This is a genomic window from Flavobacterium sp. A45 (assembly GCF_002001005.1).
Taxonomy (GTDB): Bacteria; Bacteroidota; Bacteroidia; order Flavobacteriales; family Flavobacteriaceae; genus Flavobacterium.
The window spans coordinates 1-25,398 of the sequence record NZ_MUNX01000111.1 but is presented as its reverse complement, the minus strand read 5'-3'; the positions used below and the strand labels follow the sequence as shown (position 1 = coordinate 25,398).

25 protein-coding genes and 1 tRNA gene are annotated in these 25,398 nt (G+C 32.2%); 16 read left to right on the top strand and 10 right to left on the bottom strand.

Annotated features, from left to right (window positions below; genetic code table 11):
- The first annotated feature begins 39 nt into the window (after positions 1-39).
- The 4 genes from B0E44_RS14300 (at position 40) to B0E44_RS14285 (ending at position 4,981) form a co-directional block, all read left to right on the top strand.
- A complete protein-coding gene (locus B0E44_RS14300; RefSeq protein ID WP_077376595.1) occupies positions 40-1,194 on the top strand; it encodes a M14 metallopeptidase family protein in 1,155 nt (384 codons plus the stop codon).
- Between the two features lie 76 nt (positions 1,195-1,270).
- The gene (locus B0E44_RS14295) at positions 1,271-1,750 is read left to right on the top strand and encodes an Lrp/AsnC family transcriptional regulator (RefSeq protein WP_024981770.1); all 480 of its coding nucleotides are present in this window, start codon (positions 1,271-1,273) and stop codon (positions 1,748-1,750) included.
- Positions 1,751-1,845: 95 nt separating this feature from the next.
- Positions 1,846-4,431 carry a phosphoenolpyruvate carboxylase gene (locus B0E44_RS14290; protein WP_077376592.1) on the top strand — a complete coding sequence of 862 codons (2,586 nt, stop codon included), beginning with the start codon at positions 1,846-1,848 and terminating at the stop codon, positions 4,429-4,431.
- 34 nt (positions 4,432-4,465) lie between these two features.
- Entirely contained in the window at positions 4,466-4,981 is a 516-nt protein-coding gene (locus tag B0E44_RS14285; protein WP_077376601.1) for a DinB family protein, read from the top strand.
- Positions 4,982-5,002: 21 nt separating this feature from the next.
- Here B0E44_RS14285 and B0E44_RS14280 read toward each other — a convergent pair whose 3' ends face one another.
- The 7 genes from B0E44_RS14280 to aroB all read right to left on the bottom strand — a co-directional run bounded on the left by B0E44_RS14280 (position 5,003) and on the right by aroB (position 11,927).
- Positions 5,003-5,479, bottom strand: coding sequence for a DNA-deoxyinosine glycosylase (locus B0E44_RS14280; RefSeq protein ID WP_077376589.1), 477 nt, complete (start codon positions 5,477-5,479; stop codon positions 5,003-5,005).
- A 4-nt stretch (positions 5,480-5,483) separates the two neighbouring features.
- Positions 5,484-7,595: a DNA helicase RecQ gene (gene recQ, locus B0E44_RS14275; RefSeq protein ID WP_077376586.1), complete on the bottom strand. Its 2,112-nt coding sequence runs from the start codon at positions 7,593-7,595 to the stop codon at positions 5,484-5,486.
- 87 nt (positions 7,596-7,682) lie between these two features.
- Complete coding sequence (locus tag B0E44_RS14270) at positions 7,683-8,081, bottom strand: DNA primase (RefSeq protein ID WP_077376583.1); 399 nt, start codon at positions 8,079-8,081, stop codon at positions 7,683-7,685.
- A 9-nt stretch (positions 8,082-8,090) separates the two neighbouring features.
- Positions 8,091-9,062: a deoxyhypusine synthase family protein gene (locus B0E44_RS14265; RefSeq protein WP_077376580.1), complete on the bottom strand. Its 972-nt coding sequence runs from the start codon at positions 9,060-9,062 to the stop codon at positions 8,091-8,093.
- Between the two features lie 107 nt (positions 9,063-9,169).
- Positions 9,170-10,567, bottom strand: coding sequence for an arginine decarboxylase (locus B0E44_RS14260; RefSeq protein WP_077376577.1), 1,398 nt, complete (start codon positions 10,565-10,567; stop codon positions 9,170-9,172).
- A 55-nt stretch (positions 10,568-10,622) separates the two neighbouring features.
- Entirely contained in the window at positions 10,623-10,802 is a 180-nt protein-coding gene (locus tag B0E44_RS14255) for a hypothetical protein (RefSeq protein ID WP_077376574.1), read from the bottom strand.
- Positions 10,803-10,859: 57 nt separating this feature from the next.
- Entirely contained in the window at positions 10,860-11,927 is a 1,068-nt protein-coding gene (gene aroB / locus B0E44_RS14250) for a 3-dehydroquinate synthase (protein WP_077376571.1), read from the bottom strand.
- A gap of 93 nt (positions 11,928-12,020) precedes the next feature.
- On the opposite strand from aroB, the gene B0E44_RS14245 reads away from it, so the two are divergent.
- Positions 12,021-13,193, top strand: a complete 1,173-nt coding sequence (locus B0E44_RS14245; RefSeq protein ID WP_077376568.1) for a proline dehydrogenase family protein — start codon at positions 12,021-12,023, stop codon at positions 13,191-13,193.
- Positions 13,194-13,296: 103 nt separating this feature from the next.
- Here B0E44_RS14245 and B0E44_RS14240 read toward each other — a convergent pair whose 3' ends face one another.
- Positions 13,297-15,084: an ABC transporter ATP-binding protein gene (locus B0E44_RS14240; protein WP_077376565.1), complete on the bottom strand. Its 1,788-nt coding sequence runs from the start codon at positions 15,082-15,084 to the stop codon at positions 13,297-13,299.
- A 185-nt stretch (positions 15,085-15,269) separates the two neighbouring features.
- On the opposite strand from B0E44_RS14240, the gene B0E44_RS14235 reads away from it, so the two are divergent.
- The 11 genes from B0E44_RS14235 (at position 15,270) to B0E44_RS14185 (ending at position 23,944) form a co-directional block, all read left to right on the top strand.
- Positions 15,270-15,344, top strand: a tRNA-Val gene (locus B0E44_RS14235).
- 105 nt (positions 15,345-15,449) lie between these two features.
- Positions 15,450-15,710 carry a hypothetical protein gene (locus B0E44_RS14230; protein WP_077376562.1) on the top strand — a complete coding sequence of 87 codons (261 nt, stop codon included), beginning with the start codon at positions 15,450-15,452 and terminating at the stop codon, positions 15,708-15,710.
- A 118-nt stretch (positions 15,711-15,828) separates the two neighbouring features.
- A complete protein-coding gene (locus tag B0E44_RS14225) occupies positions 15,829-17,058 on the top strand; it encodes an HD domain-containing protein (protein WP_077376559.1) in 1,230 nt (409 codons plus the stop codon).
- A gap of 132 nt (positions 17,059-17,190) precedes the next feature.
- Entirely contained in the window at positions 17,191-18,234 is a 1,044-nt protein-coding gene (lpxD, locus tag B0E44_RS14220; RefSeq protein ID WP_077376556.1) for a UDP-3-O-(3-hydroxymyristoyl)glucosamine N-acyltransferase, read from the top strand.
- Positions 18,227-19,615, top strand: a complete 1,389-nt coding sequence (locus B0E44_RS14215) for a bifunctional UDP-3-O-[3-hydroxymyristoyl] N-acetylglucosamine deacetylase/3-hydroxyacyl-ACP dehydratase (RefSeq protein ID WP_077376598.1) — start codon at positions 18,227-18,229, stop codon at positions 19,613-19,615. Before lpxD ends, B0E44_RS14215 begins: the two co-directional genes overlap by 8 nt.
- A 70-nt stretch (positions 19,616-19,685) precedes the next feature.
- On the top strand, positions 19,686-20,471 hold the full coding sequence (lpxA, locus tag B0E44_RS14210) for an acyl-ACP--UDP-N-acetylglucosamine O-acyltransferase (RefSeq protein ID WP_077376553.1): 786 nt from the start codon (positions 19,686-19,688) through the stop codon (positions 20,469-20,471).
- A 94-nt stretch (positions 20,472-20,565) separates the two neighbouring features.
- The gene (efp, locus tag B0E44_RS14205; protein WP_077376550.1) at positions 20,566-21,132 is read left to right on the top strand and encodes an elongation factor P; all 567 of its coding nucleotides are present in this window, start codon (positions 20,566-20,568) and stop codon (positions 21,130-21,132) included.
- A gap of 68 nt (positions 21,133-21,200) precedes the next feature.
- On the top strand, positions 21,201-22,130 hold the full coding sequence (locus tag B0E44_RS14200) for a UDP-3-O-(3-hydroxymyristoyl)glucosamine N-acyltransferase (protein ID WP_077376547.1): 930 nt from the start codon (positions 21,201-21,203) through the stop codon (positions 22,128-22,130).
- A 1-nt stretch (position 22,131) separates the two neighbouring features.
- Entirely contained in the window at positions 22,132-22,494 is a 363-nt protein-coding gene (locus B0E44_RS14195) for a nuclear transport factor 2 family protein (RefSeq protein ID WP_077376542.1), read from the top strand.
- Positions 22,495-22,581: 87 nt separating this feature from the next.
- Positions 22,582-23,454: a succinate--CoA ligase subunit alpha gene (gene sucD / locus B0E44_RS14190; protein ID WP_077376539.1), complete on the top strand. Its 873-nt coding sequence runs from the start codon at positions 22,582-22,584 to the stop codon at positions 23,452-23,454.
- A gap of 73 nt (positions 23,455-23,527) precedes the next feature.
- Positions 23,528-23,944, top strand: a complete 417-nt coding sequence (locus tag B0E44_RS14185; RefSeq protein WP_077376536.1) for a hypothetical protein — start codon at positions 23,528-23,530, stop codon at positions 23,942-23,944.
- 81 nt (positions 23,945-24,025) lie between these two features.
- Here B0E44_RS14185 and msrB read toward each other — a convergent pair whose 3' ends face one another.
- Together msrB and B0E44_RS14175 are read right to left on the bottom strand one after the other, a co-directional pair.
- A complete protein-coding gene (msrB, locus tag B0E44_RS14180; RefSeq protein ID WP_077376532.1) occupies positions 24,026-24,418 on the bottom strand; it encodes a peptide-methionine (R)-S-oxide reductase MsrB in 393 nt (130 codons plus the stop codon).
- Between the two features lie 4 nt (positions 24,419-24,422).
- Positions 24,423-25,286, bottom strand: a complete 864-nt coding sequence (locus B0E44_RS14175; protein ID WP_077376529.1) for an alpha/beta fold hydrolase — start codon at positions 25,284-25,286, stop codon at positions 24,423-24,425.
- Positions 25,287-25,398 lie beyond the last annotated feature (112 nt).

Here is a 25,398-nt window from a genome sequence, read left to right as displayed (position 1 = left end):
ATATAAAGATGTTTACTTTTGTAAATCAAATAATAGAAGATGAATTTAGAACAGTTATTCGATCAAAATAAAGAAAACACAATTCAAGGACGTTATATTACTTTAGAAAATATTAAGCCTTTATTAGAAAAAGAATCTTTAAAAAAAGAGGTAACAATCATTGGAGAATCTGTTTTGGGAAAACCAATATACAGTTATCAAAAAGGTAATGGTAAAACCAAAATTTATCTTTGGTCACAAATGCACGGAAACGAAAGCACAACGACAAAAGCATTATTCGATTTCATAAATCTAATTAATAGCGGATCGGATTTAGCTAAGAAACTTTTAGACAGCTTTACTTTTTACTGCATTCCGATGCTAAACCCTGACGGAGCCAAATTATATACAAGAGCCAATGCCAATAATGTCGATTTGAATCGGGATTCGCAAGACCTTACACAGCCAGAAAGCAAAATACTTAGAACTGTTTTCGAGCAATTTAAGCCGGATTATTGTTTTAATCTACACGATCAGCGCACCATTTTTGGAGTTGCAGATACAGGGAAACCTGCAACAGTATCCTTTTTAGCACCTTCCTATAATGAAGAAAGAGAGGTTAATGAGTCTAGATTGAAAGCTATTAACTTGATTGCAGGGATTAATGAGGTTTTACAAAACTATATTCCAGGTCAAATAGGTCGATTTGATGATTCGTTTAATATTAATTGTATAGGAGATACATTTCAATACTTAGGAGTACCTACTTTATTGTTTGAAGCTGGGCATTTTCCAGATGATTACGAGAGAGAAGTAACACGAAAATTCATATTTATATCACTACTTTCGAGTTTTATTATTCTCAGCGAAAACGATATAGTTAGCAATAGAAATGATAAATATTTGAACATTCCTCAGAATAAAGTCGTTTTTTTTGATTTTATGTATAAAAATGTCAAAATAAATTATGATGGTATCGAAATAATCACGAATTTTGTTGCTCAATATAAAGAAGAGTTAATTGACAATCAGATAAAATTTAATGCTTACATTGTTGAAGTAGGTGATTTAGAAGGTTATTATGGTCATTATGAGTACGATGCAAAAGGAGCGTTATACAAAGATGATTTTAACAATTATCCAAATCAAAATCAACAAGCTGATTTCAATTTAGATGAAAAAGCATTTTTCGTTAACGGAACAATAATAAAATAATATTTTTACCGTTTATTTAATTTTTATTTATAAATTTAACTTTTTTAGTAGCAAATAACCATATAATAAAAGAATTATGAGTAAGTTTCGTTTAGATGAAGTAGATCACCAGATTTTAGATATGTTGATAGACAACACAAGAGTTCCGTTTACAGACATTGCGAAAAAATTATTGATTTCAGCTGGAACGGTACATGTAAGAGTAAAAAAAATGGAAGATGCCGGTATTATCATGGGATCCTCATTAGTACTTGATTATGATAAATTAGGATACTCATTTATTGCTTATGTAGGTGTTTTTCTTAATAATACTTCTCAAACAAAATTTGTCTTAGAGCGTATTAATGAAATTCCTTTTGTGACTGTTGCTTCTGTGACTACAGGTAAATTCAATATATTTTGCAAAATTAGAGCAAAGGATACTAAGCATGCCAAAGATGTTATCTTTATGATTGATGATATCGAAGGTGTATATAGAACCGAAACTATGATTTCTCTTGAGGAAAGCATAAATGATAAAAAGCGTTTGATGCATACCATTTTTAAGGAAATGTAAAAAATCTTGAATGCTATATTATAAATATAACCTCAAGTCTATTCTTGGGGTTTTTTTATGCCAAATTAACCAACCACTTAACTAATAGTATAATTATGTATACGTTACCTAAAATAGAGCGTTTTAATCAAAATGTTTTATCTAAATATCATATTTACAATAGTGTTTTTATAACATTACCTTTTGATTCTGTTGATAATACGGGTGTTTTGTTGCCTATTTTTACAGAACTGTGTGATAACGGATTCAAGAAACAAGAAACTCCAAAAGAAATTTTTGATTTCTTTTCAGATAAATATTTGACTAGCGCGACCGAAAAAGACAAAATTAATTTGATGTTTCATTTTATACAATATATTGAACGCCAAATTGTTTTATTTGATGCTATCGAAGATGCTGCATTTCCCGTTGTAAACAATATGGAAGGTAGAGGCTCGCTTCGTGATATCAAAGAGAAATCAGATGTTAGAGATAATAAGGAAGAACTCATTCATTTTCTGGAGAATTTCAATGTTCGTACTGTTTTAACAGCGCATCCAACACAATTTTACCCGGGACCTGTTTTAGGAATCATAAATGATTTGACCGAAGCAATTCGAAATAATAATTTACTAGAAATTAAGCAACTATTAGCTCAATTGGGAAAAACGCCTTTTATTCAAAATGAGAAACCAAATCCTTTTGATGAAGCAGTAAGTTTGATTTGGTATCTAGAAAATGTGTTTTACAACACTTCTGGTGAAATGGTTCATTATTTACAAAAAAACGTTTTTGAAGGAGAATCCATAAACAATCAATTAATTAAACTTGGGTTCTGGCCAGGAGGAGATCGTGATGGGAATCCATTTGTTACGACTGAAATTACCTTGAAAGTAGCCGAGAGATTGAGAACTTCTATTCTAAAATGCTATTACGTAGAAATCCGAAGTCTAAAGAGAAAACTTACTTTTCCAGTAGTAGATTCTTTAGTAATGGAGTTGGAGCAAAAATTATATCGTTCTGTTTTTTATTCTAAAGGTGAAATTTTCATTACTCTTGAAGAACTTAAAACACAATTAAATAAAATTAAAACCATAATAATTGAACAACATCAATCACTTTATGTAGATCAAATTGACGCTTTACTCATCCGATTGAATTTGTTTGGTTTTCACTTTGCTACTTTAGATATCAGACAAAACAGTAAAATTCACCAAACTGTTTTTTATGATGTTGTAGATTATTATTCAAAATCCAAAGCAAATATTTTTCCAGCTAATTACTTCCAATTAACAGAAGATGAGAAAATTGCAGTTTTGTCATCAGTAAAAGGGAATTTAGACGCAGCTGATTTTGAAAATGAAATGACAAGATCAACCGTTGAATCAATTCAAGCCATCAAAACGATACAGGAAAATAATGGTGAATTTGGCGCCAACCGTTATATCATCAGTAATAATGAAAGCGCACTTAATGTGATGGAAACTTTTGCCTTATTCAAATTATGTGATTGGGAAAATGCAACAGTTGATATCATCCCATTATTTGAATCTGTTGATGATTTGCATAATGCACATTTAGTAATGGAAAAATTATACACCAATGCTGAATACGCTAAACATTTATCAAATAGAAATAACAAGCAAACGATTATGCTTGGTTTCTCTGATGGAACAAAAGATGGTGGATATTTAATGGCAAATTGGAGTATCTATAAAGCCAAAGAGGCATTAACTGAAATTTCTAGAAAATACGGAATTCATGCTATTTTCTTTGATGGACGTGGTGGACCTCCAGCTCGTGGCGGTGGAAAAACACATAAATTTTACGCTTCATTAGGTCCAAATATTGAAAATAACGAAATCCAGATTACAATTCAAGGACAAACGATTAGTTCAAATTTTGGAACTTTAGATTCTTGCCGCTATAATTTGGAAAATCTTTTGAGCGCTGGTGTTGCCAATCAAGTATTCAATCAGGGACAAAATGAATTGTCTGTTGAAGACAAAGAAATTTTGGATCAAATGGCCGATTTAGGATATGCTAAATATTTGAATTTTAAAAATCATCCTAAGTTCATTCCTTACTTGGAACAGATGAGTACTTTAAAATATTATGCTAAAACCAATATTGGTAGCCGTCCTTCAAAAAGAAGCAAGTCCGAAACACTTGATTTTGCTGATTTAAGAGCAATCCCGTTTGTCGGTTCTTGGAGTCAGTTGAAACAAAATGTCCCAGGATTTTTTGGAGTAGGTTCCGCTTTAAAACATTTTGAAGATACCAATCAATGGGATAAAGTTCAGGATTTGTATAATAATTCTTTATTCGTTAGAACATTACTAGAAAACAGTATGATGTCATTGGCAAAATCATTTTTTCCATTAACAGCTTATATGAGTAAGGATCCAGAATTTGGGGCTTTTTGGCAGATCATTTATGATGAATTTTTGGAAACCAAAAGGTTGTTATTGAAAATTGCAGGTCATAATGAACTGATGGAAAACTATCCAGATGGTATAGCTTCGATTCAAATGAGAGAGCGTATTGTGTTACCTTTGTTGACAATACAACAATATGCCTTGTTGAAAATTAATGAATTGAACAAAGAGGAAAATCCAGATTTGAACCTGATAAAAGTATACGAAAAAATTGTGACCCGTTCTCTATTCGGTAATACAAATGCTAGTAGAAACTCAGCTTAATTTAAAAGATAGATTCAATTTTAAAAAAAGTAAAATGAACTCAAATCAATTACCGGTAAATGAATATTCAAAATTCAATGCTACTTATATAAATGCTCTTGAGAATGTAGAATTATTTGAAGAGTTAGAAATTAGTTTGCATGACTTCATCAAGTTTGTACAAAATATTCCAATGGATAAATTTGATTATAGTTATGCTGAAGGAAAATGGACAATAAAAGAGATTATCCAGCATATTATTGATACCGAAAGAATATTTGCTTATCGAGCACTTCGAATTTCCAGAAATGACAAAACCCCTTTACCGGGATTTGAAGAAAATGATTATGTTGACAATACCGATGCAAAAAATAGAAGTATTCAGGATTTATTAACTGAGTTTTCAGCAGTAAGGCATTCCAACTTACTGATGTTCAAAAGTTTTTCGGATGAACAATTGAGAAGAATAGGAATTGCATCACAACATGAAGTTTCAGTCAGAGCCTTAGGCTTTTTAATTATTGGGCACATGAAACATCATCAGAAAATTTTTATTGAACGATATTTATAAATTTCAAACAATTTGTTTTATTCAAAAACAGTTCGACCAAATTTTTAATTTATTTTCAAAAGTCATAGTGTTTGCAGGACTGGTTGAAGGCATTACAAAATAGGTAATGCCTTTTATCTGTCCGAATCTTTTAGAAAAAAACGCATGGCTTTGTTTTCCATTAAAAATGATTTTGGTGATAGATGGAAATTCGTTTAGCAAAACTTCAAAATCATTTTCCTTTTGATTTTTGATGTGAATATCCAAACTTCCTTTTCTTTCACAATTTTCTAAAACATCCCACAACCCAATTTTATTAGATCGAAGAAATTGAACTTTTGCTTCAAAGTTTTCAGGAATCGGTAATGCATCAAAAAGAGTATAGAGTATTTTCCAAAAATGGTTTCTAGGATTTGCATAATATTCCTGTTTGGCAAGAGACATAGCTCCAGGCATAGTTCCCAAAATCAATATTTCAGTTTTTGAATTTATATAATATGGAAATGAATGTATTGTCATAAAATTAAAAGGCTATATTTTCTTTTTCAAGTATGGCCAGACCAACTCTGATTTTATCATATGATATTTGCTCTTCAAAAAAATCAAAATACGGTTTCAATGCTGTTGGCGATTCTAATTTTATTTTTGCTTTTGCAATTTTTGTAATTTCTTGTTCATTAATAAAAACAGTTAAATCTATCGGATGCCCATCAGTGTATAATTTTGCTAAATGCGAAATTATAGTCGGCAGACCCAATTTTCTTTTTATTGCAATTTTTTCAACTGTCATTCCACTTTGAAACATCACTAATGTTTCTTTATATGTTGTATTCTCTTTTTTTGCTCTAACTTTTTTAATTTTTTGAAATTCAATAATTGCTTTTATGAATACATCTCCATATTTTTCAAGTTTTGCTTTTCCAACTCCATCAATAGCTAGGAATTCGGAATCACTCATTGGGCGTTGAATTTCTAACTGTCTCAAAGTAGCATCGCTAAAAATAACATAAGCTGGAACTTCTTCTTCTTTAGCAATTTCTGAACGTAGCTTTCTAAGAAACTCAAAAAGAGAATTTGCTTCGGATTTTGTTTTAGCTGTTTTAATTTCGACAGCTTCCTTATTTATTTTTTGAACAGCTGTCAATTGCACTTTTTCTCCGTCAAATAATACTTTTTTGGCAAACGGAGTTAGTTTTATTTTATTCTGTTGATGGAAAGCAATTTCACAATATCCCAAATTAATTAATTGAATCAAATATTGATTCCAGTCATACCAAGAAATATCGGCACCAACTCCATACGTTTTTAAATTTTGAAATCCTTTGTCATAGATAGAAGCATTTTTGGAACCTCTTATAAAATCTACAATTACAGGCAAAGCTTCAGATTCCTGCAAACGAATTATAGCTGACAAAGCTTTTTGGGCAATTACGGTTCCATCAAAAAAGGCAGGAGGATTTTTGCAAATATCACAATTACCACAATTCTCAGTCACTAATTCTCCAAAATAGGAAAGCAGTATTTTTCTTCGGCAACTTAAGGCATCAGCATATTGCTTCATTCTTTCCAATTTTGCCAATTGTACTTCTGAGTTCAATCCTTCGGAAGCAAATTTTTGCAACTGAATCACATCACCGTAACTTTCGAACAAAACTGTTTCCGATGGTAAACCGTCACGACCCGCTCTTCCAATTTCCTGATAATAACCTTCAATGTTTTTTGGTAAATTATAATGAATCACCCAACGAACATTTGATTTATCGATTCCCATCCCAAAAGCAATCGTTGCACAAACCACTTGACAATCATCATTGATAAATTCATCTTGAGTTTTTGATCGAATTTTATTGTCCAAGCCAGCATGATAAGCTTTGGCTTTAATTCCGATTTTTTGTAATTTTTCGGCAAGCTCTTCAGTTGTCTTTCTACTTAGGCAATAAACAATACCCGATTCATTTGGTTTGTCTTTGATAAAATCAATAATTTGTTTGACGCGATCCAAAGCAGGTCGAACTTCCAGACTCAAATTTTTTCTATCGAAAGATGCTACAAAAGTGTTAGGATTATTTAAATTTAATTGATCGCAGATGTCAGTACGTGTTGCTTTATCGGCAGTTGCGGTCAATGCAAGGATTGGAGTAGAAGGGAAGCGGTTTTTTAAATATCCCAAATTGGTATAAGCAGGACGAAAATCATGACCCCAAGCCGAAATACAATGTGCTTCGTCAATTGCAATTAAACTCACAACTATCTGACTAAATGCGTTTTCCAAAAAAGACAAACTCTCTGGTGCAACATAGACCAGCTTAACTTTATTGTCTTTTAAATTTTGAATGTGTAATTGCTGTTCTTCCGAAGACTGGCTGCTATTGACAAAACAAGCATCTATTCCATTGGCTTTCAGACTGTCAACCTGATCTTTCATCAAGGCAATTAATGGAGAAATAACTATGGTAGTTCCCGCCAAGACTAAACCGGGCAGTTGAAAACATATTGATTTTCCTCCTCCAGTTGGCATAATAGCCAAAGTATCTTTTCCGGAAAGAATACAATTAATAATTTCTTCTTGATTGGGTCTGAATTTTTCAAACCCAAAATTTTCTTTTAGTTTGGCGTGTAAAATTTCTGTTGTCATTTTGGCATATATTTTTTAAGAATATAAATCTAACAAAAAAAGGAACTCAAAATAGAGTCCCTTTTATTTTTTTATAAAATCATAGAATTAATCTTCGTCATCATCATCATCATCTTCGTCGGCAATATCTTTTTCATCACCATCTTCATCTTCATCATCACCGTCAATATCAGGTTTGTCTAGATTTTCATCTTCGTCATCATCATCTGCATCATCAACATCCAGTTCCAAACCGCTAATTGGTTCTACAACATCATCAATTTCATCATCTTCGTCATAATTCCCAATTCTGTCAGCCAATTTAGTACTTACTTTCACTAAATATATAGTATCTTCAGTTCTAACTTCTACAGCCTCAATCAATTCGTTTTTAGCATTTCTAAATCGAATGATGTCTGAATCATCATAACCATCAGGGAATTTTTCGACCAAAAGATTCAAAATTTCGTTGGTCAATTTGGCGTAATCAACTATTACTCTTTTCATAAATAATTATTATAAATCTAACAAATAGGCAAAAATTAATGGAGCAACAATCGTAGCATCCGATTCAATAATGAACTTTGGAGTATTAATATCTAATTTACCCCAAGTAATTTTTTCATTAGGAACTGCTCCAGAATAAGAACCGTAACTTGTTGTCGAATCTGAAATTTGGCAGAAATAACTCCAAAATGGAATATCATGCATTTCCATATCTTGGTACAGCATCGGAACAACACATATTGGGAAATCCCCTGCGATTCCTCCTCCAATTTGGAAGAAACCAACGCCATTTGTGCTATTTTTTGGATACCAATCAGATAAGAAAACCATATATTCAATCCCAGATTTCATGGTAGATGCTTTCAAATCTCCTTTTATAACATACGATGCAAAAATATTTCCCATTGTACTATCTTCCCACCCTGGCACAATAATTGGTAAATTTTTCTCGGCAGCTGCATACATCCAGCTGTCTTTTAGGTCAATTTCATAGTATTCTTCCAAAACTCCCGAAAGTAACATTTTATACATGAACTCATGAGGAAAATATCTTTCTCCTTTGTCATCAGCATCTTTCCAGATTTTATAAATGTGTTTTTGAAGACGACGAAAAGCTTCGTGCTCTGGAATACAAGTATCTGTAACTCTATTTAAACCTCTCTCCAATAGATCCCATTCGTCTTGTGGTGTCAAATCACGATAATTTGGAACTCTCTCATAATGAGAATGTGCGACCAAATTCATGATGTCTTCTTCAAGATTCGCACCTGTACAAGAAATAATTTGAACTTTATCTTGACGAATTATTTCGGAAAAAATCTTTCCAATTTCGGCTGTACTCATTGCACCAGCCATGCTTACCATCATTTTAGCACCATTGGCTAATTGCTGTTCGTATTCCTTTGCAGCGTCAACTAAAGATGCAGAATTGAAATGCAAATAATGCTTCTCAATAAATTGACTGATTGGTCCTTTACTCATATTCTTTTTCTTTTTTATTTTAATGTTCAAAAGGTTATTTGAGATTTGGATTTACAAATAAAAGAAATTTATAAATATCAAATTTCCTGAATCCAAATTTTTAATGATTATTTATTATAACCTAATATTTTTAGTACATCCTCGGCAGTTTGTTGTTCAGAAAAAACTTCGGTTGCCAATATTCCATTCTCGTCTCTGTCTATCAAAATGTGTTTTGGCTGTGGAATTAAACAGTGATGCAGTCCTCCATAACCACCTATAGTTTCCTGATAAGCTCCTGTATTGAAAAAACCTAGATACAATGGTTTCTCTTTATTGTATTTTGGTAAATAAATGGCATTCATGTTTTGTTCAGAATTGTAATAATCGTCACTATCACAAGTCATTCCACCCAGTAAAACTCTTTCATAAGTATCATTCCATCTGTTGATTGCCAACATAATAAAACGCTTATTAATTGCCCAAGTGTCCGGTAATGTCGTGATAAAAGAAGAATCAATCATGTTCCACTTTTCTCTATCATTTTGTTGTTTTTGATACAACACTTGATAAATAGCTCCACCACTTTCTCCAACTGTAAACGAACCAAATTCAGTAAAAATATTTGGTACATCTACTTCTGCTTCGTCACAGGCAATTTTAATCTGATTAATGATTTCGTCAATCATATATTGGTAATCGTATTCGAATGCCAATGAATTTTTGATTGGGAAGCCTCCACCAATATTCAAACCATCAAGAGAAGGGCATTCTTTTTTCAAGGCAACATAAACTTTGATACATTTTACAAGCTCATTCCAATAATAGGCATTATCATTGATTCCTGTATTAATAAAAAAGTGCAACATTTTAAGTTCCAAATTTTTATTTTCTTTTATCTCTTTCTTATAAAAAGGAACAATGTTTTTGTATCCGATTCCTAATCGAGAAGTATAAAACTCAAATTTAGGTTCTTCTTCAGCAGCAATACGGATTCCTATTTTGAATTTTCCGTTAATTTGTCCTTGCAACAAGTCCAATTCTTCGTAATTGTCAATAATTGGAATGGTATTCTTATGACCATGATTGATTAATCTGGCAATATTTTCAATGTATTGATCTCTTTTGAAACCATTACAAATTATATAAGTACTTTTATTAATCTTTCCTTTTTCTAATAAATTTTCAACAATATTAATATCAAAGGCAGAAGAAGTTTCAATATGAATATTATTCTTGAAAGCTTCATTCATAACATATTCAAAATGAGAGCTTTTTGTACAATAGCAATAATAGTACTTTGCCTCATACTTATTTTTTTCCATCGATTTACGAAACCAAGCTTTGGCTTTGTTAATATTATTGGATATCTGCGGCAAATAGGTGAATTTCAATGGTGTACCATAAGTTTCCACCAATTTCATTAAATCAATATTATGAAAATGAAGGTTGTCTTTGTTTAATTTAAATTCTTCCTGTGGAAAGTAATATGTTTGGTTTATTAAATCGGAATATTTTGTATTCATTTGTCCTGTAGAGTTTTATATTAATTGCATTTGAAAAAATAGAATTAATAGAAATTCAAACTCTGATATTGGCGTATATAATCTGAAGTTTATCGTAATCGGCCTTGAAATATTGAAACACATCAAAACTAAAATTTCCTTTTATACCATAAAAACGTTTCAATAAGCTCAAGAAAGACCTATTGTTTCTGTTCCTTTTGGTAGAAAATGTTTTAGTATTTTGTTTTTTATTCATTGGCGCAAATGTAAAAAATAAAACAGACGCAAAGCAATCCTTTTTATTAAAAAATACCTAAGATTTGTAATCCTGAAAAGCGTTTAGAATCAATACGTTTTCAACAGATTGGTTAATTTTTATTTTCCCGATACCCTCAATCAATGCAAATTGTATCATACCATATTCATTTTTTTTGTCATGAATCAGTAATTCTAAGATCGGTTCGATATCATTTTCTTCAAAAACAACATCGTCATATATTGATTTCAGTGTTGTTTTTATTTCGTTGTATTCTTCTTCTGTGATTAGATTTTTGTGCAATGAAATATAACTTTCCAAAATCATTCCTACAGCAATGGCTTCACCATGCAATAGGGTAGTTTTGTTTTCATTTTCTAGAAAATAACTTTCGATAGCGTGTCCTAATGTATGACCAAAGTTTAATGATTTCCTAATATTTTGTTCGGTTGGATCTTGCATTACAATGATATTCTTAATTTCAACTGAACGATGAATAAGTGCATCCAAATGATCAAAGTCTATTGCTTTCAAATCTAAAAAATATTCCCAATAGGCTTTATCAAATATTAATCCGTGTTTTAACATTTCAGCAAGTCCAGAACGCATTTCATTTTGAGGAACAGTCTCTAAATATTGAGTATCAATCAATACCATTTTTGGTGTATTAATAACACCAATCTGATTTTTTAAATTACCCAAATCCACACCATTTTTACCACCTACAGATGCATCCACCATAGACAATAACGTTGTTGGAACATGAATAAAATCAACTCCTCTTTTAAAAGTAGAAGCCACAAAACCTCCTAAATCGGTAACAACACCACCTCCTATATTTATAATCAATGTTTTTCTGTCAGCACCAAGCTCTGTTAAAACATTCCAGATTTCAATACAGGTTTCAATATTTTTATTGATTTCTCCAGCTTCAAATTCTATTATTTCTATAGTCAAATCCGTTTCCAATAAAGGAAGAAATTTAGACAGACAATGTTCATTTGTATTGGTGTCTGCAATTATAAATAGGTTTGAATATTTGTTCTCTTTTAAGTGTTGGTTTAGTTTTTTATATCCAATTTCGTTGAAATGAACAGGATAATTATTGGCTTGAATAGATTGCATGATTTTAATTTAATTGAAAGCGCAAAATAAGGTAAATTTTGCTAATAATAATCCCTTAGTCTCTTTATATTTGCATAAAAAATATAACAAAAAATGAATAATATTTTTAATAACACACAAATTGCATTTGCACTAAAAAGCGATACAGAACTCGACAGAGCTTATTTTCTTTTTAAATTAATTAATAGCCAACCTCTAGTACGTATTGGAACAGCAGTAACCAATTTTGCCATAAAAGCAAATCTTCCTGTTGAAAGCCTTATCCGTGCAACTGTTTTTGATCATTTTTGTGGTGGTGTAAATGAAGATGATTGCCTATCGGTAGTTGATAAAATGTACACCAAAGGAGTTTCTTCTGTTTTGGATTATTCAGTTGAAGGTAAAGAAGAGGAAAATCAATTTGATGCTGCTCTGGAAATGACCTTAAAAACAATTGAATTTGCAAAAGAGCGTAAAGCAATTCCTTTTGCAGTTTTTAAACCTACAGGTTTAGGTCGTTTGGATTTATATGAAAAAGTGGGAGAAAAACAAACTTTAACTTCAGATGAACAAGCGGAATGGGATAGAGTAGTAGCTCGTTTTGATCAAGTATGTAGTGAAGCGCATAAAAAGAATGTAGCCTTGTTGATTGATGCCGAAGAAAGTTGGATGCAAGATGCAGCCGATGATTTGGTTACCGAAATGATGCGCAAATACAACAAGGAAAAAGTAATCGTATTCAATACACTACAAATGTATCGCTGGGATCGTTTGGATTATTTGAAAAAACTGCATGAGCAAGCGAAAACCGAAGGATTCTTTATCGGAATGAAATTGGTTCGTGGTGCTTATATGGAAAAAGAAAATCTTCGTGCTGAAGAAAAAGGATATCCAACACCAATATGTGCTTCCAAAGAGGCTTCTGATATCAATTATGATGCAGCTGTCCTTTATATGGCAGAACATTTAGACACGATGTCTATTTTTGCAGGAACTCATAATGAAGAGAGTACTTACAAATTAATGGAGTTGATGAAATCCAAAGGAATTCAATCAACTGATGACAGAATTTGGTTTGGACAATTATATGGAATGAGTGATAATATCAGCTATAATTTGGCAGCCAATGGATATAATATTGCGAAATATTTACCATTTGGACCTGTAAAAGATGTTATGCCATACTTAATTCGTCGTGCTGAAGAAAATACATCTGTAGCCGGACAAACGAGTCGTGAACTTTCGATGATTAAAACAGAACGCAATAGAAGAAAAGGAAAAAAATAGTAGGCAGTTTTCAGTTTTTTAGTATTCAGAAAAGACTACATAATCTTTCATAAAAAAAACCATTTGTAGATACAAATGGTTTTTTTGTGCTTATATTTTAAAACTAAGAATTACTAAACTGTAAATTGCTTAAATTCTTATACAAACCATTTTCTAAATTGATTAATTCTTGATGTGTTCCTTGTTCGCTTATTTTTCCATTATCAAGTACCAAAATTTGATCGGCAGAACGAATCGTAGAAAGACGGTGGGCAATAATGATACTTGTTCTTCCTTCCATCAAAATTTCAAGTGCTTCTTGAACCAGTTTTTCACTTTCGCTATCTAATGAAGAAGTCGCTTCATCCAAAATCAATATAGATGGGTTTTTCAATAAGGCACGAGCAATGGCAATTCGCTGTCTTTGCCCCCCAGAAAGTTTGATTCCTCTTTCTCCAACCACAGTTTCAAATTTCTCAGGAAAACTTTCAATAAAAACATAGGCATTGGCTTGTTTAGCGGCCATAATTATTTCTTCATCAGTAGCATTGGGCTTACCGTAAGCAATATTTTCCTTTATGGTACCTCCAAAAAGAATAACATCCTGAGGCACAATACTCATATTACCACGGAGATTCTCTAAATCATAATCGTAAATATTTTTTCCGTCGATCAGAATTTCACCACTTTCAATATCATAAAAACGTAATAATAAAGAGGCAATTGTTGATTTCCCCATTCCACTTGGTCCAACAAGAGCTATTTTTTGTCCAAAATTTGCTGTGAAATTAATATCTTTCAAAACCTTAACTTCTTTTCTGGATGGATAACTGAAAGCAACATTATTAAAAGTTACTTCACCTTTTATTTTGTTAATAGAAGGAACATGCACATTTGAATTGATTTTTTCGGGAACTTCATCCAATAGTTCAAAAACTCTTTCAGTGGCTCCAATTGCTTTTTGCATTTGCGCATACAATTCGGCTATTCCTCCTGATGAAGCCCCTACATAACTCGAGTATAGTATAAAGGTAAATAATTCCCCAACCGTTATTTCTCCAGCAATACTCAATTGTACTCCGTACCAAACAACCGCCACAATCGTTCCAAACAAGCAGATAATAATAAAGGAAGCAAAGAAACCTCTAAATTGACCTCCTTTAATACCCATTTTAACGACTTCCTTAATTTTATCTTTGTATCGAGCAATCTCATACCATTCATTTGCGAAAGCTTTAACAATACTGATTCCTTGCATGGTTTCTTCAACTACCACTTGACTTTCGGCTACTTGGTCTTGTACTTTTTTAGAATATTTTCGAATAAATCTTCCAAAAATAACCGCAGCAACTCCAACCAACGGAACAACCGAAACCATCATAATTGTCAATTTGATATTAATACTGGCTAGCATTGCAAAACTCCCAATAATCAATATAAATTGTCTTAAAAACTCGGCTATTGTTGTGGTTAACGTATCTTGAATTTGAGTAATATCGTTACTAATTCGGCTATTCAATTCACCCACACGTTTTTGGGAGAAAAATGACATTGGCAATTTAACCAGGTTGGTATATAGAGCTAAACGTACATTAGCTAAGGTGTTTTCGGTAAAATTGACAAATAAAGAAAGTCTAAAAAATGAAAATAACGATTGCAATAGCAACACTAAACCTAAACCTAAAGCTATTTGATTGGCTAAATGAGCATCTTTTTTGTTGACACAATCCACAAGCATTCCCATGAACTTAGGAAAGGCTAGGGCAGTGACACTAGTTAGCAGCAAAAACACTAATCCAACATAAAATTTCCATTTATGATTATCAGCATATTTGAAAATTAGGATTGCTTTTTGAAGAGAAGTTGCAGTAATTTTTGATTTAGGTAAATCGTTTTCTTGGTATCGACCCATTGTATTTGTTTTATAATACAAATGTAAGGTTATAAGAAGATGATAACCAAAAAAAATATGGTGATTAAATCTTGAATAAAATACTGTTTATGAGTAACTAAAGAAAAACAAAATAATTTTTATTCTATTTTTTTGAAATTTCGCTTGCAATTACGAGTTCTAGTTGTATATTTGCACACGCAATAGGGCGATTAGCTCAGCTGGTTCAGAGCACCTCGTTTACACCGAGGGGGTCGGGGGTTCGAACCCCTCATCGCCCACAAAACAAACTCCATTAGAAATAATGGAGTTTTTTATTTTATGCTTATATCTGGTCCTAAAACAGATCCAGCCCAAAATTTAAGGATTAATGAAATAAAAAAGCAATGGATATAGTAAAATTTAAAATCACGCCTAAAACAATAAAAATAGAGGTACGAAATTCAAATAATTATATTTTTGATTTTAATACCGCTGTAGATATTGACAAAGTGGACAGGGACGTATTACTAAAACTGCATAATGCATTAGTATTGTTGTTTAAAAAAGATAATATTCCAGAAATTAAAAGCCACATTTCACCAAATCAAACCAATATCCTTGAACAGATTGAGGAGGTAGAAGACTTAAAAGAGGATGTCAATTAAGTAAAGGATAATGCAATAAATTTAATTATCTAATTAAAGTGTCCAAACTTAGCACCTTAGAATCTTCGTGTCTTACTACTATTTTACATATATTTGTTGACCTAAAAACCAACAGATAGTGTCTCAAATAAATAAATTAAAAATATTCAATGATCCCATTTATGGGTTTATTACAATCCCCAATGCCTTAATCTACGATTTAGTCCAGCATCCTTATTTTCAGCGCTTGAGACGGATTTCTCAGATGGGCTTATCTTATTTAGTATATCCAGGTGCCAATCACACTCGTTTTCATCATGCGCTAGGGAGTATGCATTTGATGCAAAAGGCGGTCGAAGTATTGCGTTTCAAAGAGGTTAATATTACTCCTGAAGAAGAAAATGCCCTATATATCGCCATATTATTGCACGATATTGGTCATGGCCCATTTTCGCATGCTATGGAAAGTAGTATTGTAGAGGATGTTCATCACGAAGAAATCTCACTATTATTAATGAACGAACTCAATACCGAATTCCAAGGTCAATTGAGTCTTGCTATTAAAGTCTTTAAAGGAGAATACCATCGTAAATTTATGTTGCAGCTGATATCGAGTCAACTTGATATGGATCGGATGGATTATTTAAAGCGCGATAGCTTTTATTCAGGAGTTTCAGAAGGAAATGTCAATTCAGAACGATTGATTCAAATGATGAATGTTGTAGATGATGTATTGGTCATTGAAGAAAAAGGAATCTATTCCGTCGAAAAATTTCTAATGTCCAGACGCTTAATGTATTGGCAGGTCTATTTACATAAAACGAGTTTGGCTGCCGAATTAACTTTGACCAAAGTCTTAAAACGTGCCAAAGAGTTGACTGAAAGAGGTATTCTTTTACCATTCAGCCAGCCATTGTTGTTTTTTATGCAAAACAAAGTGACATTGGAAACTTTTGATACTAAAACTTTAAAATTATTTACCAAGTTAGATGATTTCGATATTATTAGTGCTCTTAAAGCTTGGGAAAATCATGATGATTTTATCTTATCTTCATTGAGCAAAATGATTATCAACAGAGATCTTTTAAAAATCAAGTTAACTAATGATAAAGTTCCTTTGGAGGAATTACAGATTCAAAAGGAACGATTTTCTATTCAAAACAAGATTTCTCTTGCCGAATCCAATTACTTTATTTTCAAAGGAAAAATTAAAAGTCAAGCCTACAGCAAAGTAGCAGAACCCATTCGAATTCTAAACAAAGACAAGACAATTGAAGATGTTGTAGAAGCCTCTGACCAACTGAATTTGAAATCGTTATCAAAGTTAGTAACCAAGTATTATATTTGTTTTCCAAAACAACTACTTTAAAATTAACATTTAAAGCCTATTTTTTATATTTTTGTCGCAAAAAAGCAAGCCAATCTGTTTTTATTAAATATTACGTGAACAAACAATTAGTATGTTCAATCTTAATACTTTTTAAAAATACAATTCAATAAGATGAAATTTACAGCTGAACAAATAGCAGGAATATTAGAAGGAGAAATTGTTGGAAATCCTAACATAGAGGTTTCTCGTTTGTCTAAAATTGAAGAAGGGGCAGAAGGATCGCTTACTTTTTTATCCAATCCAAAATACATCAATTACATATATACTACAAAAGCTTCGATAACAATCGTAAACAATACTTTTGTTCCTGAATCTCCAATAACAACTACACTCATTAAAGTAGCCGATGCTTATAAAGCATTTTCTAAATTATTGGAATTTTATAATCAGGTGAAATTAAACAAAAACGGTATTGAAACTCCTTCTGTTATTTCTGAAAGTGCCAAATATGGCGAAAATCTATATTTAGGAAGCTTTAGTTATATTGGTGATAATGTGGTATTGGGTGATAATGTCAAAATATATCCTGGAAGTTTTATTGGTGATAATGTAACTATTGGAAATAATGTGATTATTTTTGCTGGCGCTAAAATTTATTCAGAAACAGTAATTGGTAATAATTGCACGATTCATTCAGGTACAATTATAGGCGCTGATGGTTTTGGTTATGCGCCAAATGAAGACGGGACTTACAATAAAATACCGCAAATAGGAAATGTAATTATAGAAGACAATGTAGATATTGGTGCTAATTCTACTATAGATCGAGCTACATTAGGATCTACCGTTATTAGAGCAGGTGTAAAATTAGATAATCAAATTCAAATTGCACACAACGTTGAAATTGGTCGCAATACGGTTATTGCAGCTCAATCCGGAATTGCGGGTTCTACCAAAATAGGGGAGAATTGTATGATAGGTGGTCAAGTAGGAATTGTGGGGCATTTGACAGTTGGAAACAATGTTCGTATCCAAGCACAATCAGGAGTTGGAAGAAACATAAAAGATAATGAGATACTTCAAGGAAGTCCAACTTTTGGATATGCCGATTATAGTAAATCATATGTACATTTTAAGAATTTACCAAAATTGGTAAAAGAAATAGAAGAGTTAAAAAAACAAATATTAAACCAAAAAAATGGAAACAATGGTTAAACAGAAGACCATCAAAACAGAAATTTCGCTTACGGGAGTTGGATTACATACTGGAAAAGAAGTTAAAATGACTTTTAAACCTGCTCCAGTAAATAATGGCTTTACATTTGTTCGTGTCGATCTTGAAGGTCACCCTGTTATTGAGGCTGATGCTAATTACGTAGTCAATACACAGCGTGGAACTAATTTGGAGAAATTAGGTGTCAAAATTCAAACTCCAGAACATGTTTTGGCTGCCTTGATGGGATCGGATTTGGATAATATCATTATCGAATTGGATGCTTCTGAACTACCAATTATGGATGGTTCATCTAAGTTTTTCATGGAAGCGATTGAAGAAGCTGGAATTATTGAGCAAGAATTAAATCGAAACGTATATGTTGTAAAAGAAGTTATTTCTTTTACTGATGAAGCTTCTGGAAGTGAAATCATGGTTATGCCAAGTGATCATTATAGTGTAACTACAATGGTTGATTTTGGTACAAAAATATTAGGCACTCAAAATGCTACTTTAAAAACTATCGGAGATTTCAAAACAGAAATTTCCAATGCCAGAACTTTTAGTTTTTTGCATGAATTGGAAGCGCTATTGGAAAATGGCTTGATTAAAGGAGGGGATTTAAACAATGCTATCGTTTATGTAGATAAAGACATTTCAGAATCTACAATGGAGAGCTTGAAAAAAGCCTTTGGTAAAGATGAAATTACGGTAAAACCAAATGGAATTTTAGATAATCTGACTTTACATTATCCAAATGAGGCTGCAAGACATAAATTACTTGATGTAATTGGAGACTTAGCTTTAATTGGAACTAAAATCCAAGGAAAAATTATAGCCAACAAGCCTGGGCATTATGTAAATACTCAATTTGCCAAAAAAATGGCCAAAATCATCAAGAGCGAACAAAGAAATTATGTTCCTACCTATGATTTGAATCAAGAGCCATTAATGGATATTCATAAAATTATGGCTATGTTACCTCATAGACCACCATTTTTGTTGATTGACAGAATCATTGAAATGTCGGATAGTCATGTTGTGGGGATGAAAAATGTTACAATGAACGAAAGTTTCTTCGTTGGACATTTTCCTAATGCACCAGTAATGCCAGGAGTTCTTATTGTTGAAGCAATGGCACAAACGGGAGGAATATTAGTTTTAAGCACTGTTCCAGATCCTGAAAATTATTTGACATTTTTTATGAAAATTGATAATGTAAAATTCAAGCAAAAAGTTTTGCCGGGAGATACACTAATTTTCAAATGTGATTTGATTACCCCAATAAGAAGAGGTATTTGTCACATGCAAGCAAATGCTTATGCAAATGGGCGTTTGGTTGCGCAAGCCGAATTAATGGCACAAATTGCAAGAAAACAATAATTTTTTTTGTTGATTTGGTTAATCGTTTACCGATTAATCGATTAAACAGTTTAACGATTAAACAAAATATATGAATCAACCGTTAGCATACGTTCATCCAGGTGCAAAAATCGCCAAAAATGTTGTAATCGAACCTTTTACAACCATCCATAACAATGTTGTTATTGGTGACGGAACTTGGATAGGTTCTAATGTAACAATAATGGAGGGAGCAAGAATTGGTAAAAATTGCAATATTTTCCCAGGAGCTGTAATTGCTGCCGTGCCTCAAGATTTAAAATTTGGAGGAGAAGATTCTCTAGCAATTATTGGAGATAATTGTACTATTAGAGAATGTGTTACAATCAATAGAGGAACTATAGCTTCGGGTCAAACCACATTGGGAAATAATTGCCTAGTGATGGCTACTGCCCATATTGCTCACGATTGTCATATTGGAGATAATGCAATAATTGTAAATGGTGTTGCACTAGCTGGACACGTAATAGTGGGTAAATACGCAGTTATAGGTGGATTGGCGGCAATTCATCAATTTATTCATATTGGTGATCATGCCATGGTTTCGGGTGGATCATTGGTAAGAAAAGACGTTCCTCCGTTTACCAAAGCGGCAAAAGAACCTTTATCTTATGTAGGAATCAATTCTGTAGGTTTGAGAAGAAGAGGTTTTACCACCGAAAAAATTAGAGAAATTCAAGAAATATATAGAATTCTTTACCAAAAAAATTACAATACAACTCAAGCGATGGATATCATTGAAGCAGAAATGGAAGCTACTCCGGAGCGCGATGAAATATTGGATTTTATCAGAAACTCATCAAGAGGTGTAATGAAAGGTTATTCTGGAAATTACTAAATAAAAGTTCAATTGTTTATTTGTTTAATCGTTTTGGCGAAAAACAAATAAACTGTTTAACGATTAAACAAAAAAATTAAATAAAACAAAAAAAATGGCATCTACATCAGATATTAAAAACGGATTGTGCATCAAATACAACAATGATATTTATAAAATCATTGAATTTCTTCATGTGAAACCAGGGAAAGGACCTGCATTTGTAAGAACAAAATTAAGAAGTTTGAGTAATGGTAAAGTATTAGACAATACTTTTTCTGCTGGACATAAAATTGATGAAGTTCGAGTTGAAAACCATAAATTTCAATTCCTATATCCTGAAGGTGATTTATTTCATTTCATGAATGTAGAGACTTTTGAACAAATCTCTTTAAATAAAAACATTCTTGATTCTCCAGATTTATTAAAAGAAGGAGAAAATGTTATGGTAAGTATCAATACTGAGACCGATTTGCCTCTTTCAGTAGATATGCCTGCATCTGTTATACTTGAAGTAACTTATGCAGAACCAGGAATAAAAGGAAATACAGCTACGAATGCTACAAAATCTGCCACTGTTGAAACTGGAGCAACTGTAAATGTACCTTTATTTATTAACGAAGGAGACAAAATTAAAATCGATACTGCATCAGGTTCTTATATGGAACGTGTTAAAGCATAGTTTTCTCTGTTTACTGTTCAGTTAGCAATCAACTGAACAGTAAACACTGATTTCTGAATACTATATTTATGAAATTTCCAAAAGTTTATTCTCTACAAGATATAGCAAATTTGCTTCAATGCGAATTTGTTGGCGATGCTTTGTTTCCGGTTTATGGCATGAATGAAATTCATGTTGTAGAATCTGGGGATATCGTTTTTGTAGATCATCCAAAATATTACGATAAGGCTTTACAATCTGCAGCAACGATTGTTTTAATCAACAAAAAAGTAGATTGCCCTGAAGGAAAAGCTTTGTTGATTTCAGATGATCCTTTTAGAGATTTCAATGTATTGACAAAACATTTCAAGCCTTTTGTGCAGGCTAATGTTTCTATTTCCGCTTCCGCAAAAATTGGAAAAGGGACTATAATTCAGCCAAACTCATTCATAGGAAACAATGTTGTTATTGGAGAAAACTGTTTGATACATGCTAATGTTGCCATTTATGACCATACAATAATAGGCAACAATGTGATTATCCATGCGGGTACTGTTCTTGGAGCCGATGCTTTTTACTATAAAAAAAGACCAGATGGTTTTGATCAATTAATTTCGGGAGGTCGAGTTGTAATTAAAGACAATGTTGGAATTGGGGCACTTTGCACGATTGACAAAGGGGTTACTGGTGATACAACTATTGGCGAAGGTACCAAAATTGATAATCAAGTACACGTTGGGCACGACACCGTAATTGGAAAAAAATGTTTAATAGCTTCACAAACTGGGATTGCAGGTTGTGTAATTATAGAAGATGAAGTTACCATTTGGGGACAGGTGGGAACTACAAGCGGCATTACTATAGGAGCAAATGCTGTAATACTTGGACAAACAGGTGTTACAAAATCAGTAGATGGTGGTAAAAGCTATTTTGGTACTCCAATTGAAGAATCAAGAGAAAAATTGAAGCAATTGGCAAATATTAAAAAAATTCCCGAAATTTTAAAAAAACTAAAATAATATGTCTGCTAAAGAAATTGTAAAAAGTTTTTATAAATCAGATGCCTTCATTAACACAGAAATAATGAAAGAATATTTACATCCAGAATGTATTTTGGATTGGAATAGTAGCAAAGGATTTATTCAAAGGAATTATGAAGAAATATTAAGTATGACTGGTGAAATAAGTAGAGCTTATGTTCGTACTAAAGCTAGAATTAGTCATATTGTCGAAGAAGGCAATATCGTTTCTGTACGTTTTGATCATTATGCAAAAACGATAGAAAACCCAAGAGAAGAAATGTTTTTGGCTCATATGATGGTTATATGGGAAATAAAAGATAATAAATTATACAGAGGATATCAAATGAGTCAAGTGATGTAATTATTTTTATTTTAAAAAAAAGTACAAAATAATTACAAAAGCCTTACTTTTGCGTCACAATTTTAAAAACTACATAAAAAATATATCATGAGTGTTTTAGTTAATAAAGATTCAAAAATAATTGTTCAGGGATTTACAGGTAGCGAAGGAACTTTCCACGCTTCACAAATGATTGAATACGGTACAAATGTTGTTGGTGGAGTTACTCCTGGAAAAGGGGGAACAACACATTTGGATCTTCCAGTTTTTAACACAGTAAAAGATGCTGTTGAACAAGCTGGAGCCGATACAACTATTATTTTTGTACCACCTGCTTTTGCTGCAGATGCAATTATGGAAGCTGCTGATGCTGGAATAAAAGTAATCATTGCTATTACTGAAGGAATTCCTGTAGCTGATATGATTAAAGCAAATAGCTATGTTAAAGAAAGAAATGCTAGGTTAATAGGACCAAACTGCCCAGGTGTTATTACTCCAGGTGAAGCTAAAGTTGGAATTATGCCAGGTTTCGTTTTCAAAAAAGGAACTGTAGGTATTGTATCAAAATCAGGGACTTTAACTTATGAAGCTGCTGATCAAGTTGTAAAACAAGGATTAGGAATCACTACTGCTATCGGTATTGGTGGAGATCCAATCATTGGAACAACTACTAAAGAAGCTGTAGAATTATTGATGAACGATCCAGAAACAGAATGTATCGTAATGATTGGTGAAATTGGTGGACAATTAGAAGCTGATGCTGCTAAATGGATTAAAGCTGACGGTAACCGTAAACCAGTTGTAGGTTTCATTGCAGGAGTTACTGCTCCAGCAGGACGTACAATGGGACATGCAGGTGCGATTGTTGGTGGTTCTGACGATACAGCTGAAGCTAAAAAACAAATTATGAGAGAGAACGGAATTCACGTTGTTGACTCTCCTGCTGAAATAGGAAAGAAAGTAAAAGAAGTATTGGGTTAATTTTCAATATTTTAAAAATAAAATACCAAAATGCCTCACGATTTTGTGAGGCATTTTTTTAATTATAATAAATATGTACAAAGAATTAGAAAAGTTTACAGTAAAAGGGAATTTTACGTTTACACAGGAAGATAATTTAGAAGCTGTTTGTAACGCTTCAGAAGCGGGAAGCGGTGTTTTTGTTGTTTATGCTGACAAAGAATTAATTATGGTTGGTTCTACAGGAACAGTTCAAAATGACGGAACCTTGAAAAGCAAAAATGGTGGTTTACATGATAAGATTGTAAATGGTCATCAATTTGCAAAAACAGGAAGAAAATATTCTTGGCCTGCTCAAATGAAAAAAGAAAGTATTGATACATTGGAAGTTTTTTGGTTTGAAACTTTTAATAACGATGTAAAATCAATTCCAACTAGCGTTGAAGGACAGGTTTTGCAAAACTTTCTAGATGAAAATGGTAAATTGCCAAGATGGAATGTAGCTTTTTAATACATTCTTACTCAAACAAAAAATGCTTTACAGAATTGTAAAGCATTTTTTGTTTAATCACATTTTAAAAAAATAAAATACTTATTTCTCTTTAAAATCAACAGATAACGAATTAACACAATAGCGCTGACCGGTTTTTGTTGGACCATCTTCAAAAACATGACCTAGATGGCCACCACAATTAGCGCAAACAATTTCAGTGCGTTTCATTCCATGTGTATTATCAACAATATACTCTACTTTTCCAGGAATTGATTCGTCAAATGATGGCCAACCACAATGCGCGTCAAACTTAGAATTGCTTTCAAATAGGGGAGTACCACAGCCTCCACAACAATAAACGCCATTTTCAAAATGCAAATTATATTTCCCTGTATGTGGATATTCTGTTCCTTTTTGACGAAGAATTCTATAACGCTCAGCTCCTAATTCTTCTTCCCATTCTTTTTCTGATTTTACAAAAGGATAGTTCATAATATTATTTTTGAATAAAATTAGTTATTTTTTCAATTACTTGATGGTCGGCAAGAATCTTTCTGTGGCCTAATCTTTTGGTCAACATTAATTCACCATTTTTAAGATGTTGATGTATATGAATTCCAGCTTTTACAGATACTTCAGGATCATTTTCATCATGAATCACCAAAGTCGGAATCAAAGTTGTTTCAGCTGCTTTGTATGCACTATAATCGTCCATAATTCCTCCATATTTTTTTTCAAAACGCTCGCACAATAGTTTGCTTATTTCGGATTTTAATCCCAATTTAGAAATAAAATCATCCGTGATATCCTGTACAATATCTCCGCTGCCAATAATTACAGCTTTTTTCACTTGAAGTCCTTCTTTTATAGCATTCATAACTGTCATTCCACCCAAGGAATGTCCAATAGCAATTTCAAAAGGCCCAAATTGTTTGTCAATTTCAATGACTGAAGCAATAAAATCAACCATAATAGTTGAATTCCCTGGAGATTTTCCATGTGCTGGCGCATCAAAACTAACAGTTGAATATCCCAATCTAATCATTTCATCTGCAATCTTACATAATTGGGTTCCTCTACCTGACCATCCGTGAACTAATAAAACTTTTTTACTGCTTCTCCCATACTCATAGATGTTTACTTTTCGATTTATGGAAGGAACAACAATCATTTGTTGTAAGCTCTTTTTGTCCATTTCAATTTCTCGTTTTGGAATCTTATGTTTTATAGGCGTTGTAAACAATTTAGAAGCATAAATAGTAACCCATTTAGTAGACAAAAAAGCAATAAACTTACTTGATAGGATTATAATTTTGGGAATTTTCAAAGGCTTAGTATGATTTGTGGTGTTTTTTGTCATATTGATAAAATTGTGAAATGTCTTTAAAAATTAATTTTTTTTAACTAAATTTAAAAAACATAAAATTAGTATAAATTTAATGTTAATATAATTTTATTTCACACTATAAAAG

What these genes read in the sequence shown, in the direction of transcription:
- B0E44_RS14300 (WP_077376595.1), top strand. Translation starts at nt 40, where the DNA reads ATGAATTTAGAACAGTTATTCGATCAAAATAAAGAAAACACAATTCAA.
- B0E44_RS14295 (WP_024981770.1), top strand. Translation starts at nt 1,271, where the DNA reads ATGAGTAAGTTTCGTTTAGATGAAGTAGATCACCAGATTTTAGATATG.
- B0E44_RS14290 (WP_077376592.1), top strand. Translation starts at nt 1,846, where the DNA reads ATGTATACGTTACCTAAAATAGAGCGTTTTAATCAAAATGTTTTATCT.
- B0E44_RS14285 (WP_077376601.1), top strand. Translation starts at nt 4,466, where the DNA reads ATGAACTCAAATCAATTACCGGTAAATGAATATTCAAAATTCAATGCT.
- B0E44_RS14280 (WP_077376589.1), bottom strand. Translation starts at nt 5,479, where the DNA reads ATGACAATACATTCATTTCCATATTATATAAATTCAAAAACTGAAATA.
- recQ (WP_077376586.1), bottom strand. Translation starts at nt 7,595, where the DNA reads ATGACAACAGAAATTTTACACGCCAAACTAAAAGAAAATTTTGGGTTT.
- B0E44_RS14270 (WP_077376583.1), bottom strand. Translation starts at nt 8,081, where the DNA reads ATGAAAAGAGTAATAGTTGATTACGCCAAATTGACCAACGAAATTTTG.
- B0E44_RS14265 (WP_077376580.1), bottom strand. Translation starts at nt 9,062, where the DNA reads ATGAGTAAAGGACCAATCAGTCAATTTATTGAGAAGCATTATTTGCAT.
- B0E44_RS14260 (WP_077376577.1), bottom strand. Translation starts at nt 10,567, where the DNA reads ATGAATACAAAATATTCCGATTTAATAAACCAAACATATTACTTTCCA.
- B0E44_RS14255 (WP_077376574.1), bottom strand. Translation starts at nt 10,802, where the DNA reads ATGAATAAAAAACAAAATACTAAAACATTTTCTACCAAAAGGAACAGA.
- aroB (WP_077376571.1), bottom strand. Translation starts at nt 11,927, where the DNA reads ATGCAATCTATTCAAGCCAATAATTATCCTGTTCATTTCAACGAAATT.
- B0E44_RS14245 (WP_077376568.1), top strand. Translation starts at nt 12,021, where the DNA reads ATGAATAATATTTTTAATAACACACAAATTGCATTTGCACTAAAAAGC.
- B0E44_RS14240 (WP_077376565.1), bottom strand. Translation starts at nt 15,084, where the DNA reads ATGGGTCGATACCAAGAAAACGATTTACCTAAATCAAAAATTACTGCA.
- B0E44_RS14230 (WP_077376562.1), top strand. Translation starts at nt 15,450, where the DNA reads ATGGATATAGTAAAATTTAAAATCACGCCTAAAACAATAAAAATAGAG.
- lpxD (WP_077376556.1), top strand. Translation starts at nt 17,191, where the DNA reads ATGAAATTTACAGCTGAACAAATAGCAGGAATATTAGAAGGAGAAATT.
- B0E44_RS14215 (WP_077376598.1), top strand. Translation starts at nt 18,227, where the DNA reads ATGGTTAAACAGAAGACCATCAAAACAGAAATTTCGCTTACGGGAGTT.
- lpxA (WP_077376553.1), top strand. Translation starts at nt 19,686, where the DNA reads ATGAATCAACCGTTAGCATACGTTCATCCAGGTGCAAAAATCGCCAAA.
- efp (WP_077376550.1), top strand. Translation starts at nt 20,566, where the DNA reads ATGGCATCTACATCAGATATTAAAAACGGATTGTGCATCAAATACAAC.
- B0E44_RS14200 (WP_077376547.1), top strand. Translation starts at nt 21,201, where the DNA reads ATGAAATTTCCAAAAGTTTATTCTCTACAAGATATAGCAAATTTGCTT.
- B0E44_RS14195 (WP_077376542.1), top strand. Translation starts at nt 22,132, where the DNA reads ATGTCTGCTAAAGAAATTGTAAAAAGTTTTTATAAATCAGATGCCTTC.
- sucD (WP_077376539.1), top strand. Translation starts at nt 22,582, where the DNA reads ATGAGTGTTTTAGTTAATAAAGATTCAAAAATAATTGTTCAGGGATTT.
- B0E44_RS14185 (WP_077376536.1), top strand. Translation starts at nt 23,528, where the DNA reads ATGTACAAAGAATTAGAAAAGTTTACAGTAAAAGGGAATTTTACGTTT.
- msrB (WP_077376532.1), bottom strand. Translation starts at nt 24,418, where the DNA reads ATGAACTATCCTTTTGTAAAATCAGAAAAAGAATGGGAAGAAGAATTA.
- B0E44_RS14175 (WP_077376529.1), bottom strand. Translation starts at nt 25,286, where the DNA reads ATGACAAAAAACACCACAAATCATACTAAGCCTTTGAAAATTCCCAAA.